General features: G+C 57.4%; 13 protein-coding genes and 1 pseudogene. 6 read left to right on the top strand and 8 right to left on the bottom strand.

The window, feature by feature from the left end; translation table 11 throughout:
- Window positions 1-134 precede the first annotated feature (134 nt).
- A complete protein-coding gene (gene argC / locus PGH32_RS04480) occupies window positions 135-1,064 on the bottom strand; it encodes an N-acetyl-gamma-glutamyl-phosphate reductase (protein WP_337893289.1) in 930 nt (309 codons plus the stop codon).
- Between the two features lie 155 nt (window positions 1,065-1,219).
- Between argC and PGH32_RS04485 the strand changes: the two genes are divergently transcribed.
- Entirely contained in the window at window positions 1,220-3,253 is a 2,034-nt protein-coding gene (locus tag PGH32_RS04485; protein WP_337893290.1) for a hypothetical protein, read from the top strand.
- Window positions 3,254-3,296: 43 nt separating this feature from the next.
- On the opposite strand, the gene eco is transcribed toward PGH32_RS04485, so the two are convergent.
- Window positions 3,297-3,812: a serine protease inhibitor ecotin gene (eco, locus tag PGH32_RS04490; protein WP_337893291.1), complete on the bottom strand. Its 516-nt coding sequence runs from the start codon at window positions 3,810-3,812 to the stop codon at window positions 3,297-3,299.
- A gap of 100 nt (window positions 3,813-3,912) precedes the next feature.
- Window positions 3,913-5,118, bottom strand: coding sequence for a lysozyme inhibitor LprI family protein (locus PGH32_RS04495; RefSeq protein WP_337893292.1), 1,206 nt, complete (start codon window positions 5,116-5,118; stop codon window positions 3,913-3,915).
- 258 nt (window positions 5,119-5,376) lie between these two features.
- Here PGH32_RS04495 and PGH32_RS04500 point away from each other — a divergent pair, with 258 nt between their 5' ends.
- The gene (locus PGH32_RS04500) at window positions 5,377-5,967 is read left to right on the top strand and encodes a YceI family protein (protein ID WP_337893293.1); all 591 of its coding nucleotides are present in this window, start codon (window positions 5,377-5,379) and stop codon (window positions 5,965-5,967) included.
- On the opposite strand, the gene PGH32_RS04505 is transcribed toward PGH32_RS04500, so the two are convergent.
- Together PGH32_RS04505 and PGH32_RS04510 are read right to left on the bottom strand one after the other, a co-directional pair.
- Window positions 5,968-6,858: an oxidoreductase gene (locus PGH32_RS04505; protein WP_337893294.1), complete on the bottom strand. Its 891-nt coding sequence runs from the start codon at window positions 6,856-6,858 to the stop codon at window positions 5,968-5,970.
- 113 nt (window positions 6,859-6,971) lie between these two features.
- Complete coding sequence (locus PGH32_RS04510; protein WP_337893295.1) at window positions 6,972-7,646, bottom strand: helix-turn-helix transcriptional regulator; 675 nt, start codon at window positions 7,644-7,646, stop codon at window positions 6,972-6,974.
- Window positions 7,647-7,743: 97 nt separating this feature from the next.
- On the opposite strand from PGH32_RS04510, the gene PGH32_RS04515 reads away from it, so the two are divergent.
- Window positions 7,744-8,409 carry an alanyl-tRNA editing protein gene (locus PGH32_RS04515; protein WP_337893296.1) on the top strand — a complete coding sequence of 222 codons (666 nt, stop codon included), beginning with the start codon at window positions 7,744-7,746 and terminating at the stop codon, window positions 8,407-8,409.
- Window position 8,410: 1 nt separating this feature from the next.
- On the top strand, window positions 8,411-9,334 hold the full coding sequence (locus tag PGH32_RS04520; RefSeq protein ID WP_314425565.1) for a pyridoxal-phosphate dependent enzyme: 924 nt from the start codon (window positions 8,411-8,413) through the stop codon (window positions 9,332-9,334).
- On the opposite strand, the gene yobA is transcribed toward PGH32_RS04520, so the two are convergent.
- The 3 genes and pseudogenes from yobA to PGH32_RS04535 form a co-directional block, all read right to left on the bottom strand.
- Window positions 9,327-9,689, bottom strand: a complete 363-nt coding sequence (gene yobA, locus PGH32_RS04525) for a CopC domain-containing protein YobA (RefSeq protein ID WP_337893297.1) — start codon at window positions 9,687-9,689, stop codon at window positions 9,327-9,329. The two genes, PGH32_RS04520 and yobA, sit on opposite strands and share 8 nt — an antisense overlap.
- A 106-nt stretch (window positions 9,690-9,795) precedes the next feature.
- Window positions 9,796-11,163, bottom strand: a pseudogene (locus PGH32_RS04530) (PepSY-associated TM helix domain-containing protein); the annotation flags it as partial.
- A 95-nt stretch (window positions 11,164-11,258) separates the two neighbouring features.
- Window positions 11,259-11,876, bottom strand: a complete 618-nt coding sequence (locus PGH32_RS04535) for a DUF2946 domain-containing protein (protein WP_337893298.1) — start codon at window positions 11,874-11,876, stop codon at window positions 11,259-11,261.
- Window positions 11,877-12,629: 753 nt separating this feature from the next.
- On the opposite strand from PGH32_RS04535, the gene PGH32_RS04540 reads away from it, so the two are divergent.
- Both PGH32_RS04540 and PGH32_RS04545 read left to right on the top strand, forming a co-directional pair.
- Window positions 12,630-13,976: a lipopolysaccharide biosynthesis protein gene (locus PGH32_RS04540; protein WP_337893299.1), complete on the top strand. Its 1,347-nt coding sequence runs from the start codon at window positions 12,630-12,632 to the stop codon at window positions 13,974-13,976.
- A complete protein-coding gene (locus PGH32_RS04545) occupies window positions 13,966-14,799 on the top strand; it encodes a hypothetical protein (protein WP_314425556.1) in 834 nt (277 codons plus the stop codon). Before PGH32_RS04540 ends, PGH32_RS04545 begins: the two co-directional genes overlap by 11 nt.
- The last annotated feature ends 13 nt before the right edge of the window (window positions 14,800-14,812 follow it).

Here is a 14,812-nt window from a genome sequence, read left to right on the forward strand (position 1 = left end):
ATCCGCCGTTGCTTTCCCGCGTTTGCATTCAGTAACAATTCGGGGAAGGATGCGGATAAATATAACTCAGATGGGGGCTTTTGCCGTAGCAGCAGGCAGAACGCCGGGAATGAAGTTTCCCGGCGTGACGGCGGTTACAGATCCACGCAGGTTTCTTCCGCCAGCCCCAGCATAATGTTGAGGTTCTGTACGGCGGCACCGGACGCCCCTTTACCGAGGTTGTCCAGGCGAGCGACCAGCATCGTCTGACGCTGCTGCGGATGCGTAAAGACGAACAGCTCCATATTATTGCTGTTGTTCAACGCCTCCGGCAGCAGATACGGTGCGGTATCGTTATCCAGCTGATTCAGCTCGCGTACCTGAATAAACTGCTGGCCCGCATAGAACGCCGCCAGCTCGCGCTGCAGCGGTTCGCCGTCGGTATCGTTCAGCGGGATAAACACCAGCATGCCCTGGGCATAATCACCCACGCCCGGCTGGAAAATGGGCCGGGTACTCAACCCGCCCCAGGCCTGCATCTCTTTCAGGTGCTTGTGATCGAAGCCCAGGCCGTAGGCGGCAAAACCGGTGCCCTGCTGCTGGTATTTTTCAATCATCGCCTTGCCGCCGCCGCTGTAGCCGGATACGGCATTAATCGCCAGTGGGCGATCGGCGGCCAGCAGGCCCGCGCGGGTCAGCGGTGCCAGCAGGGCGATAGCGCCGGTGGCATAGCAGCCGGGGTTAGAAACGTGGCTGGCCTGGCGGATCTTCTCGCGCTGACCGGCATCCAGTTCAGGCAGGCCGTAAACCCAGCCGTCCTGTACGCGGTGCGCGGAGCTGGCGTCCAGCACGCGGGCACCGACTTCATCCGCCAGTGCAACCGCTTCACGCGCGGCGGCATCGGGCAGGCAAAGGATGGTGATGTCAGCCTGTTTCATCAGAGCCTGGCGGGCAGACGCGTCTTTGCGCTGCGCATCATCAATGCTGAGCAATTCAATGTGAGGATGGCTGGCCAGACGCTGCTGGATTTGCAAACCGGTCGTACCCGCCTGACCGTCGATGAACACACGATATCTCTGACTCATTACAGCCTTTGCCTTAAGAAAAAATGAGAAAAAAACAGTGTAATCAGATTGCAGCAGATTAAAAGCGCTTTGTTAAAAATCCTGACGACGGGTGGCATTCGCCGGAGGATCCGTTTTATCCTTGCCCTCCTGTGTAGGATAAGGAAAGCTAATCAATGAATCCAAATCATCCCTTAGTGAAGCTGGCGCGCGAGCGTAAGCTACCTCATCCGCATCGCCCGGAGGAGTTCAGCGAGCGGGCATGGACGGAGGTTCTGCGCCAGTATGGCGACCATCAGGGCGTCGGGTTTGCCAGCGGGGCCGTGTGGCTGAACGGCCATTTCAGGCGTATTGAACGCAGCCGCCAGCAGTTTACCTGCGGCGAAGAGACGCCGCTGAACTACATCGAACTGGCTCGCGCGCATCTGGCCGCCGCCAACGCGGCGTTTTATCAGGTGATTAACGAACAAATCGAGAACGACAGGCAGCGCGAACCGGTCTCGCTGGAGCAGATGCTGGCACGCCGCTCGGCACAGACGGCCGGCGGCGAAGAGGCGGCGGTTAACTCGGTCAATATGCAGCGGCTGGACAGCCTGTGCCTGGTGCTGTGGGAGCTGTTCAAATATCGCGACAGTCTCAGCACGCTGTTTCCCGCCGTTCGCCCGCGCCTGATGAGCCGTATGGACCTGCTGTACAACGAGTCGAAAATGTCCCAGTACTATCACAGCTTCAGCCTGCTCTGGCAGGAGATGCTGTACGGCCACGCCGCGTTTGCCGCCGACCGCGACCGCGTGCTGCTGCAGTACATCGGGCATTTTCCGCACGCTGTTAAGGCCGTTTCCGAATACCGGCGCGACCACCATCACGGCACGACGGCTCTGGAAGCGGGCAGCATGCTGCGCCAGCGGATGATTATGATCGAGGGGCCACAGCTGTGCTATCAGGGGCCCGATCGGCCACTGACGCTGTGCGGCTGGCAGGCGCTGTCTGAAGATGTGCAGCTGCAGGCGGCGTATCAGTGGATCTCGCCGCAGGGTCATCTGGATCATCACCTCAGATCGCTGATCGATGAGAACAGCGAGGTGGAGGCGGATCGCCGGCTGCAGCGCGTGCTGCGTATCTGGTTTCATCTCAGCGTGCTGGCGAAGCAGATTAGTGAAGAGCACACCCACGGCCGCCGGCCCCTTCCGGACGACTGGCAGCAGATGCTGGCCCTGGCTCCCGCATTTGACCGCCAGCAGCTGGTCCGCCTGCTGACCGGCTGTACCGGGTACAGCGTACAGCAGGTGGAGCAGGCGCTGAAGATACTGACCTGGCGCGGTAAAACCCTGCAGGAAGATCTGTGGGTCCAGCCGCTGGTGGAGCTGGAAGGGGACGTGGCGTTCCCGGTCAGCGCCTTTCTGACGGCCAGCTTCAGCCGCAATTTTGACTGCTGGCTGCAGAAGATCGACAGCCGTCACGAGCGGCGCGGCAGGCTGTTTGAGCAGGATCTGCTGCGGGTGATGGCGGAATGTCGCCAGGCCAATCCGCTGATGCGGGAGCATTTACACTTTTCACCGGTGGGAAAATTTTATGCGGGTGAGGATTATGAGGAGATCGATCTCGCCTTCACTTTCGGCAATCTCGTGGTCGTGGCAGAAGCGCGCAGCCGTAAAACGCCGATTACGCCGCTGGATTATCACAACGATATGTTTGATGACAACGGCCTGCTGCACAAAACGACTCAGGCAAAGCGCAAGGCGGATTACGTGCGTAAGCATCTGGCCGCTTTTTGCGCGATCTTTTTCCCCCATTTAGACGGGCGCGACGATCTTCAGGTGCTGCCCCTGGTCTTAATCAATGGCCAGTATCATGCCGGTTACGCGCTGAATGAGGTGGCGGTGCTGGATACCGCGCTGCTGCTGCATTTCCTCAAGGACGGCGAATTACGTTTTAACTTCGATGCCGAACGCGGTCGACATCAGTATGCCTTACCGCTGTATGGAACGCTGGAGGAGGCGCAGGCGATATTTGCTGACTATATCCGCAGTCCGCTGCTTATTCGTATCTATGAAGCGCTGATCGTCCGTGATACCCAGGCATCGCGACCAATGGGAGAGGGGTTCGAAGAGATTATTACCCAGACCTGCAGGGTGGACAGCACCGACTGGCGGACGTTTATGGCTGCGGTAGAGCGCGTGGCGCCGGGCAGAGTGGTGCAATACTTCTGACTTTCCCACCGGCGGCAGGTGCCGCCGGTGGGTGAGGTGGTGTTTATTTTTCAGTGGCCTGGCTGACCGTTTCGGCGGCCTGCCAGATGCGGTATTTTACCTCTACGCCTTTAGGCACATAAACCACGATCGGCAGGCGGCTGTTATAGCGCTGGAGGGCATCCTGGCCCAGACTGGCCGCGATGAATTTCTGCTCTTTTGCACGGTTCGGACAGGCCATCATGGTTGATGCCGGTTCGGAAAGCTTATCAACGACCAGGTAGCCATAGCCCCAGCCGGACAGCGTTTCGTGCTTGAGCGTGCCGCCGATCATATGCCGGTTGCAGTCCACTTCCAGCGTTTTACCAATCAGCAGCTCCACTTTCAGATCCTGTTCATTGTCCTTCGGCGGCAGCGTAATAACCTGACGCGTCATCCCCGGCTTCGCCTTCGGATAAGGGGCAATTTTTTCCAGCGGCTGCGCACCGGGATCGCCCTCAGGCCGGGATCCGGCGTCCGCCATCGCCGACACGGAGGTCGCCAGCATCAGAATGGAAAAGGTGGAAAATAGCTTATTCATCGTTTCTTCCTTTAAATGACCGGTGAAATTCCTGGAATTATACACCATGTTAGCCCGTTATAAAGGGGCGTTATCTCGCTTTAAGGGCGTTAAGATAGAATTATTCGCTATCGCTGTTCTCTTCAAGATAGTCCAGATGCTGGTTAAGCCACTGGCGGACGATATTCTGTGCGGCAACAGGCGCATCCGCGGCTGAGAAACCCCGCTCCAGCTGCAGCCACTGGCTGGTCGCCTGCTGAGCGGGTTCAATCGCGGCCAGCGTCAGCTGGCGCTGGGTGGCAGGCCAGTTTTTCTCGTCGGTCCAGTCGCGGATGCGCTGCGCCGGGTCGTCGTTCTGCTCCGGGCTCTGCCCGGGTTTCAGGAAGCTCTGCGGCGACAGCGTGGCGCGCAGGGCAAGAATGCGCCAGGCGGCAAAGCTGGCAAAGCGGATGGTGCCGGCGTTAGCGCTGACGGCGCTTTCCGGTGCGGTCAGCTGATTGCGCAGCTGCCGCCAGGCCTCCTGCTTAAACAGGCCGCCCTGAGGGGCGCAGATTGGCGCAGAGCCGTCGCGGCTGGAGCCGTACAGTGGGCCAAACGCCTGATAGGCCTCGTCGCCCTGACGGGCAAAAACAAAGCAGTGAACGTAAGGCCTGTCGTCTGCGTCGTAGCCACTCATCTCAATCGTCATCCGCAGCAGCATCAGGACGGCTTCATTGCGCGAGGTTTTTGGATCTTTACGCGTATCCTGCAAAATCGAGGCGGCAAAGCTGTCCTGCGCCGCGAGGGCCGTCGTGGCGGTGTTTTCCGCACGCTGCGCATCCTGCTGGCTGACGCCGCTGGTGGGGATGAACTGATGCAGATACACCAGCCAGGCCGCCGCCAGCGGCGTATTGCCGTAGCGGCGGAGCTGAACCGCAGCCTGAGCCGGCGTTGTCGGGATCGTGGCAATCACCGCATCCAGTGCGACCTGCGCCTGATGCAGCCGGGTACGGAGTTCGTTATCCCGCAGGCTCAGGCGCTGAGCCAGGCAGGCGTTCAGCGATGCGCTGTCGCTGGCGCAGGTATTGCGCTGCTTAAGCCAGCTGCGCTGTTCGTTGCGCAGGGCATTTTTTTCCGCCTCGGGGAGAAGGGTAACCAGTTGCTGATAGTGCTCAGCAATTGTCTGATCCTGACCGCTGAGTGCGCTATCGGCGCAGATTGCCCGCTCTGTTGGCGTCGCTGCTTTCTGGCAGTCGAAAGAGGCCGCCTGTGCTGAAAAGTTCCAGAAGAACACTAGCGTCAGCATGAAAAGACGGGATTTTCCGGTCAGGGCAGCGCGTATTACCATGGGTATTCCTTGTTGACAGAGGGGGAAAATTTGCCACGCTATCCTAAAGGTAGCCAGCGGGCAGCGGCAAGTAAAAGAGGCATTTCCTGCATCACTCAGACCCGAGCCGATGTCGTATGGTACGGGGGTGATTTCGGGGGCGGCAGGCCTCCGCACACCCGCTTGCAAGCTGTGGTGCATCGATTTCTTAGTTATGGGGTTTCCTGAACACTCACTCCCCCGGGCGTATTCGCTCGCTCTGATTTGGAGATTCGCTGTATGACTCGCATCGCCACGCTGCTGGCTGTTGGGCTGCTGACCAGCCCGATGCTGTACGCAACGCCGCTCACCTATCGGGTATCGTCCACCCGGACCGATATTGCACTTTCATGGAATGCCTTCGGAAACACGTTTTCTCAGGCCCGGCTGAACGGGGTCACCGGCGAGGTCAGGCTGGATCCCGGCCATGACTTCAATGACCATATCAGCGTGAACATTCCCGTAGCCACGCTGAAAGCCTCTAACGATATGCTGACCTGGGAGCTCAAAAGCCGGATGTTTTTTGACGCCATTCGCTATCGTTCGATTCATTTTACCAGCACCCGGGTGGTGGATAAGGGCAACGGCCAGTTCCGGATTTTTGGCATACTGCAGGTCAAAGACGTGCAGCGGCCGGTAATACTGGAGGCCACGCTGGCGGAAAAGGAAGCCAACGCGTCGGCAAAAAATCTGACGCTCTATGCCACCACCACCATTTCACGCGCTGCTTTTAATATGGATCGGCTGGCGGTGGTGGTGGACGACCGCATTAAGATTGATATCGCGTTAAGGGCGCAGCTGGCGTCGGGAGAGACTCCCGGGAGCCCCTGATCATCCGGGGCCATCGCTGGCGGCGGCCAGCAGCGGCACGATAAGGTCGGCGATCGGCGTGGCGATACCGTGCGCCTGCCCGCGTCGCTGGATCACCCCGTTGCGGCAATCCCATTCCAGCGGCCGACCCGCCTCGCGGTCGGTCAGGATCGAGGTACTGAGATCGGCCGGCGCGCGGTGGAACCAGGCCAGGATCTCCTGCGGAACCTCATCACCCAGCGTGGCACCCTCTGCACGTGCCACCGCCAGGCACTCCTGCAGCAGGGCGAGCGACAGTCCGGTGATATCAATGCGGGAAAACATCCCTGCGCGGCGGCCGGTCAGTACCATCAGGCCCGCCAGCGCGTTTTGCATCAGCTTGCGCCAGGCCACCGTTGCGAAATCCGCGGTGACTTCGACCTCACAGCGGGTTCCGCGCAGCGCCTCCAGCACCAGACGGCTTTCCGGCACGTCCGGCACGGTGATCCGCGGGCTGCCGCGTAACCACACCACATTTCCCGCCTCGCGCTGCGCGGGGAACCACACCACCGAAGGCAGGATCTGGCGGGCAGAGAGCCAGGGCGCAAAAAGCGCGCGCTGTTCAACGCCGTTTTGCAGCACGCAGACCACCGTTTTTTCGCTGCACAAGGCGGCCAGCCACGGTGCTGCCTCGGCGACCTGGGTGGATTTCACCGCCACGAACACCAGATCGTAATGATGCTGTACGGCTGAAGGATCGGTCAGGACCGGCCCGGGAACGTCGATGCGGCGGTCATCAACTCGCAGCAGCAGACTGTCGTGGGCGGTGCGGCCACAGATCGTGGGGGTACGGCCTGCTTCATGCAGCGCCGCCGCGATGGTGGTGCCAATCGCACCCGGGCCGATAAGTGCGATAGCAGGATATTCAGACATGGTGCAGGTTTCCTGTTGGTCAGGGAGCTGGACGGTGAAAAGCGAAACGGGCAATTCTCCGATCAAAAGACGTCCACGCCGTCGCGCAGGGGCCGCGTTGCGTCTTATCTTGCTCAGGACATTTTTTTGATCTGGTCAAGATAGTTATAAACGGTATAGCGGGTTACGCCCAGCACCTTTGCCGCTTTCTCAACGCCGCCGCGAACCAGAAACATTCCCCGGTTTTGCATCTGGCGAACAATCTCCACCTTCTCCTGTTTAGTGGCGCCGGTCCGCAGGTGCCCGGTGGGAGGTATGCAGGCGCGAATCACCTCATCCAGCTTTTCTTCCAGTCCGGCCTCCCGATCCGGCTTTTCCTGCGGCGGCTGAGGAAGCAAAATCGCCAGGGCTTCACGCGCCGCGTCGATGGCACTGTTATCGGCGTTAAAACAGAGTGACAGCTGAGGCTTGCCGTGCGCATCGTTGAAAAAAACCGTTGAGCTGTGCAGGGGAGTTCCCTGGGGGCTGGTCGTCGGATAGCCGGCGAATACCGTCGGTTCGCCGCCCGTGGGGGAAGCCGGTTGATTGAGCAGGCCAAGAAACCCCCGGTCGTTTTCCGGCGCAGCCAGCAGCGGGCTGCCCGGTTTTCTGCCGGAAACGTGGCCGTTGATGATTTTGATCACCGACGATTCCGGCCGGGAAAGATCGTGCAGCACGACCTCAATATGGCGGCCTGAAACGGACGAAAAAGCGTCCATGATTGCGCTGAGTTGGCCGATCAGCTGTGATTTTTCGTCGCGGGCAGTCATAAATAAAACTCGTTGTGTCGGATGTCATAATAGTTAAGAATATAAACAAAATGTTGAAACATCAACACGGATTACCATTCAACGACGGTGAGGGCCGATGACCAGCAAACTTTACCTTTCAAGCGACAGCCTCAGCGCAGTCACGACCGTTCTTTCCTGCACGCCGGCGGAGGAAGGGCAGTTTCATCTCCGGCTGGCGGAAACGCTGTTTCATCCTCAGGGCGGCGGGCAGCCCTCCGATCGGGGGGAGATTGGTCCTGCCCGGGTCGTTGGCGTTTTTCTGGATAATGAAGAGGTGGTGCACGTGACCGATCGACCCCTGGCCGTCGGGGAATGGCTGATGGCGGTGGATGAGGCCCATCGGCAGTTAACGACCCGCCTGCACTCGGCCGGGCATTTAATTGCCGCCGTGGGTGAGGCCCGGGGCTGGACGGCGATTAAGGGCAACCACCGCCCGGGTGAAGGACGGGTGGTGTTTGAATCCCCGGTCGCCGGGCACGCCGCACCCGAGGCGGACTCTTTGCGCGCTGCCGTCAACGCACTGGTCAGGCAGGCGCTGCCGCGCCGGCAGGATATCTCCGGCGGCGTTCGGCGTATTACCTGGGGCGATTTGCCGCTCTACAGCTGCGGCGGTACGCACGTCGCCAGTACCGATCGGGTTGGTGAGGTGGTGATAAACAGCGTGAAGTTTCGTAAGGGCCAGCTTTCCGTTTCGTACTCGCTGGCTGAACAGGGTTTGTTAACCGTCGAACAGGCATCCTGATATGCAATTACATCTGAATACCCCTTTACTCAACTCTCGTGCGCTCGGCCAGCTGAACGGCAGCGATGTCTGGCTGAAAATGGAGGCGCTGCAGCCTTCCGGCTCCTTCAAAATTCGCGGCATCGGGCTGGCCTGTCTTCGCTATTACGAACGGGGTGCCCGGCGGTTTATCTCATCGTCGGGCGGCAATGCGGGCCTGGCCGTCGCCTTTGCCGGCAGAGCGCTGGGCGTGCCGGTCACCGTTGTGGTCCCGGAAACCACGTCCGCCCGCGCAAAGGCGCTGCTGCTGCTTGAAGAGGCCGAGGTCATCGTTCACGGGGCGTCCTGGCAGGAGGCCAATCAGTACGCCCTTGGCCTGAAGGGGCAGTCGGACGCGTTCCTTCATCCCTTTGACGATCCGTTACTCTGGCAGGGACATGCCACGATGATAGATGAGGTGGTGGCCAGCGGCGTCCGGCCCGATGCGGTCGTGCTGTCCGTCGGTGGCGGCGGGCTGCTGTCCGGCGTCATTGAAGGGCTACAGCGTAACGGGCTGTCCGATGTTCCGGTCATTGCGGTTGAAACCGCAGGGGCAGCCTCATTCCGCGCTGCGGTTGAAGCCGGGCGGGCGGTGGAGCTTGAGCACCTCAGTACGATTGCCACCAGCCTTGGGGCGAAAAAGGTTTGTGAGCAGGCGGTGAAGCTGGCCGGGCTGCATCCGGTTATCAGTGAGGTGGTGAGCGATGAAGAGGCGGTGCGTGCGTGCCGTCGGTTTATGGACGACCATCGCGTGGTGACGGAACCGGCATGTGGAGCAAGCCTGGCCTGCGTGTATGAGCAAAAAGCGGTGATGAAACCGTTTCATCATCCGCTGGTGATTGTCTGCGGTGGGGCAACGATGTCCGCCGAACAGCTGTTCAGCCTGTCCGGCGGTGAGATTACTTAACGGTAAAGTTATACATGCCTTTGGTTTTATGGCCGTCAACGGACAGCACATGCCAGTCGACCATGTATTCACCCGCCTTCAGCTCGGATGCCAGCGGGATATGCAGAACCTTGTTGTCCGCACTGTCCACGGTCGCTTTCGCGGTATCAATGGCTTTTCCATCGGCGCCGGTGAGGGATGCACCACTGAAGCTGGCCTCCACGCCCTCGGTGAAGGTCAGGGTCAGTTCTTTCGGTGAGCTGCTCACCTCGGCCTTGCTGGCCGGTGACGCGCTGGCTAGATGGGCGTGGGCCAGAGCGTGCTGAGAAACCAGTGCCGCGGCCAGTACGGTTGCTGCGGTGAAAGCTTTTTTCATACGTAATACCATCTGAACTTCTCCTTGCATTACAAACGGCTGCTGAACGATTGCCAGCAGCAGGGATACGTTTATCGCCGTTCACTCAGGCGAACTGTGTCATCAGGCGCTTCTGGCGCTGCCAGCGCGCGATATCAATCAACAGGAAGGCCAGCAGGCTGGCACCCATTACCGGTAAACACCCGCCCAGTCCTACACCGGCCAGCAGAGACCCCAGACGCCAGCGCACCGGCAGGCGCAGCCAGGCGTGGAGCAGCGAGCTGGCGACATTTCCCGCCGGTGCCGTCGGGCGGCGCAGCCACCACATACGGTATCCCAGCACAATCATCACGCAGACGCCGATGCCGAAGGCGGTCAGCAACAGCTGGTTTGGCAGGCCAAACAGTAGTCCCATGTGGAAGTCGATGCCCCAGCGGGTCAGTTTGGCGGCGAGCGGATACTGCTCAAATTCCACGCGATCGATAACGCGCATGTCGCGGGGATCGACGGCAACGGCATCCACCTGCGAAGGCCAGCGGGCCTGGGCTTCGGCAACGGTCCAGGCTTTACCCTCACTTTTCGGGCCGCGGATCTCCACCTTCGCCGCATCAATTCCCGCCCGTCGGGCGCTGGCCAGCACCTGCTGCCAGACATCGTCCTCCGCCGACGGCATGGTCATTCCGGGCATCGACATATGATGTTCGGCATGCGGGTCGGCAGGCAGGTGGGAAACGGCGTGGGGATCCAGCGTGGTTCTGACCTGCGGCGTCAGCCAGTTAAAGGCGGTACGCATTTTATCGATATTGCCACCGGCCCACTGCGACCACGCCAGCCCGGTGGCGGAGAACATCAGCAGCCCGGCCAGCAGGAACAGGCCCTGCGTAATGTGCAAACGGCGGCTGGCGGCAATGCGCCCCTGCGCTTTTTTACGCTGGCGTTTCGGGCGGCTCAGCCACCACAGCGCCAGGCCGCCGACGGCGGCAACCCACATCCAGGAGGCCGCCAGTTCGCTGTAGAGACGCCCCGCATCCCCGAGCAGCAGCCCACGATGAACCTGATCGATCCACTTTCTTAGCGGCAGCGATCCGCTGCTGCCATAGACGGTGAGATCGCCGCGAATTTGCAGTGAGTAAGGATCGACAAAGATTGCCCGCGATTCAGATGAACCCAGCGCCGGGTCAACGAACTGCACGCGGGTGGTATCAAAGCGGCCGGGGGCAGGGCGTACGGCATAAATCCGGGTTTCTTCACCCACATATTCCCGCGCTGCCGAAACCTGGTCCGCCAGCGACTGCGCTTCGCCGACGGGCTGCGTGGTCAGTTCGTGCGCATAAATCCGGTTTTCGATTTGCGTGCTGAAAACATAAAGCGTGCCGGTTAACGCGGCGACGAAAATAAACGGGCCGACAAACAGCCCGATATAAAAATGCAGGCGGCGGAAAAATTCCAGCACGGCACCGCGCGTATTTTTATCCTGGCGATGAATTAGGGACATGGGCGATCCTGTGCAGAGCACATAATTTAAAATGCAGGTGTTACTTCCTGAAAATTAATCAGGAATGATATTTTTATGGTAATTTTTTGGATAATTTAGCGGGCAGGCGGCGCTCGCGGCAGGCAGGTGCCCGGCAGGAAAAACGGAAAGAAAGAGACGATAAGGCGCACCGGCGGCGCACGCGTTGAAGTACATAAAAGCCAGATAAGCGGGATCAGCACCCAGATCATAAACGGGAAGTGAACCAGCAGCTCACAGTAGCCGCAGGCGAGATCGTCCATCATCGTCATCCCGGGCTGCAGGGCATCGTGATTCGCCATTGATGGCGATTTTTCAGCGCTGCTGCCCGCACTTATCGCTGGGGCGGCGTGATGCGCCATGCCGGAAGCGGGCGTTCCCGCCATGTTGTGCGCAGGCGTTCCCGGCATATCATGCGCGGTCATTTCCGCCATGTTGTGCGCAGCCGTTCCCGCCATATCGTGTGCAGGTATTGCCCTTTCCGGCGACGCATCGGAGATACCGCGCATCGTCATCGGGCCGTCGGGCATGGCGTGATGCGATCTGCCCGGATGCACGTCGTGAGCCGTTACCGCATTTGCTGCACGCCACTGCACCAGGGTTTTAGAAACCTCTGGTGCAATAAACAGCATCAGTATTGCCAGGACGGCAATAAAGGCTGGCATGCGACGTTGCGAAAGGCTGAGCAGAGACACCAAGTCGAAAGTCCGGTTGCAGAATTCAGAATGGGGAAATATTAACGACTTTTCTGACAAATATGAAATCTAAATCATGGAAAAAATTATTTTTTATTTGCTTTGCCATAGAGTGCAAAAAAATAAGCTTTCACGCTGCCATATTTAAACATTTTATTAACATCATGAAACCTGGGTAGTGATATCGGCTGCCGAGGCCAGGCGTTAAGCCGACACCGGTCGTTAAGCCGACGGCCGCGCCGAAATCCCGCCCGCCACCGATGATGGCTGTGCGTTTACCTTTCAGCATCTTCTGCTGCGTCGTGCTACAGCCTGTTTCACCAGAGCCCGATCTGGCACCGACTGGCGGGGGCTTTTCCGTCGTGCCGTCGCAGCGCAGGAATGCATCGCCATAAACAGAAAAATAATCCCGGAGTATTTAATCAATGCCATGTTTAATCTGGCGTAAATGATATTTTGATGGAAATGAACGGTCGGATTTCATCAATATTATTTTTTTGATTACTAATGCGGTTTGTCCGCAAAGACCTTTAGCCTCTAAACGTTATCGTTTATCCTGTCGCCTCGCTTGAACAGGGAGTCACCGCAGTTTTCCTGGAAAAAGAGAAAGCACGGCAAGCCAGCCGGTTTCAAAATAACGCCGGTGGCTTATTACGATGGCACGTTATTTTAATACATGTCAGGCGGAATGAAATCGACGAAGTGATGGATAACCTGCTCTGATTAACAGGCCATCTATGGGCTGGTTTTTTCATGAAAAAATGGTTTGCTGATGGTGCTTTTCGTACCATTATCCGGAACAGCATCTATTTAGGATCCGGAAATGTTGTGAGTGCTTTATTAGGATTGCTTGCGCTTTCGTGCGCAGGTAGAGGAATGTCGCCGGAGATGTTTGGCGTTCTTATCGTTATCCAGTCCTATACGAAAGCGGTCAGTGATTTTGCAAAGTTTCAGACATGGCAGTTTATCGTCCAGTTTGGCATGCCGGCGTTGGTCAGTAAAAATTTACAGCGTTTTCGCGATGTGATTTCATTCTCATTCGGTCTTGATATTACCAGCGGTGCGCTGGCAATGGTCGCAGGCATGCTATTACTCCCGTGGCTTTCTGATATCATCGGGCTGGATGCGGAAAATTTCAAACTCGCTCTGCTCTACTGCACGCTCATTCCATTTATGGCGTCGTCAACGCCAACAGGCATACTCCGAACGCTGGACCGCTTCGATCTGATCGCCGTTCAGCAGGCAATTAAACCCTTCCTGATCGCCATTGGCAGTCTTATTTCTTATTTCTGTCACCTGGGTTTTCCCGGTTTTATTGTCACCTGGTTTTTCTCTAATCTGTTCGCGGGCGTTCTATTCTGGTGGTTTTCCGCACGGGAATTGCGACGCAACGATTTTCATCATGCTCTGCGCCCCGGCTTTTTCAAACCCGCACGCCGCCTGGCGGGGGCATGGAATTTTGTATGGACAACCAATCTTTCGCATTCTATCTGGTCGGCGCGTAACTCATGCAGCACGGTTTTAGTTGGGATTATTTTGGGGCCGGTAGCCGCAGGGCTGTTTAAAATCGCGATGACCGTTTTTGATGCGGCAGGTACACCGGCCAGCCTGCTGTCAAAAAGTTTTTATCCGGAAATTATGCGGCTGGACCCGTGCACTAAACGCCCCTGGATACTGGGGCTGAGGTCGGCCATGTTAGCCGGAGGCATCGGCATACTGGCAGCTCTGGTGGTGATGGTGGCGGGTAAACCATTAATCTCCGTCGTTTTTGGATTGAAATACATTCAGGCATACGATCTTATCCAGGTGATGCTGGGCGCGGTGGTGATCTCTATGATGGGATTCCCGCAGGAATCATTATTATTGATGGCGGGGAAGCAACGCCTCTACCTGGTGATGCAGACATTCGCTTCTGCAAGTTACATTATTCTGTTAATCGTATTACCTCACTTCTTCGGTGTCATTGGGGCCGCCTATGCCTACTTCGGCGGGCAGTGTTGTGACGTCCTGTTCTCGTTAATACCGACCTTACGGGCCTATTGCCACCGTGGTTTGCTTTCTTTAAATACTTCTGCTGAGACTGGAAAACATGAGCCGTAAAAAATGGAAAAAATTTCCGCCCGAAACCATTGAGCGTCTTTTCGCTGCTGTCGAGGAAGATGACAAGATAGGAACATCTTCAGTGCTTCCTGAGCGTATCAGGCTGCAATATTCTGCGGATAATGTTTATCACTGTTATTCATTATGCCTGCAGTTTTGGCTGGAGGGTGTTAACCGTGTAGCGCTGCTGCAGCTGGTTAAGAAAGTTATGCAGGGGGGAATACTGAATGATGACGAGAGAATGCAGTACAAATATATCCGGGCGCGTTATAAACATTTGCGATTTGCCCAGCGTCTTTACACTAAAAAGCATGAGGCCGGGCTGTTTTTTCGTCAGACTACCGTATTGCTGGGGCATTTTCAGGATGCGTTTCGCAATCAGAACAAAAAAAATATTAACCTCTACGGTCGGCTGTTAAAGGTTTATTTTAGCCCGCCCGTATGGGTACGGGTTCACTCCTCTTTGCGGCATGCCGTACTGGATGACGAACAGGGATTTGAACGTTACCGACAGCAGCAGATAAAAAGGCTGAAAAATATGATTATTAACCCCGAATTAACAGGAAAGGAATTCCATACGGTGCGAAAAATAATCAGTCAGCAGGTGTCGTACTATGACACGCTGAGATCGCTGAACCCTGATAATCTTGATGCCCGTCAGCTTTCCGGGTTTCTGTCCAATATCAATGGATTAATGGGTGATCGCCATGATGAAATGGTTGCCGATAAATTATCCGGCCGCAGATCCTACAGTGAGTCAAGCCTGATGGCGAACAACATTCGCCAGCCGATTGAATTATTTCTGACGCGTTATCCGCTTTAGGTGAAAAATCTGC

The sequence above is a fragment of the Erwinia sp. SLM-02 genome, from assembly GCF_037450285.1.
Lineage (GTDB): Bacteria > Pseudomonadota > Gammaproteobacteria > Enterobacterales > Enterobacteriaceae > Erwinia.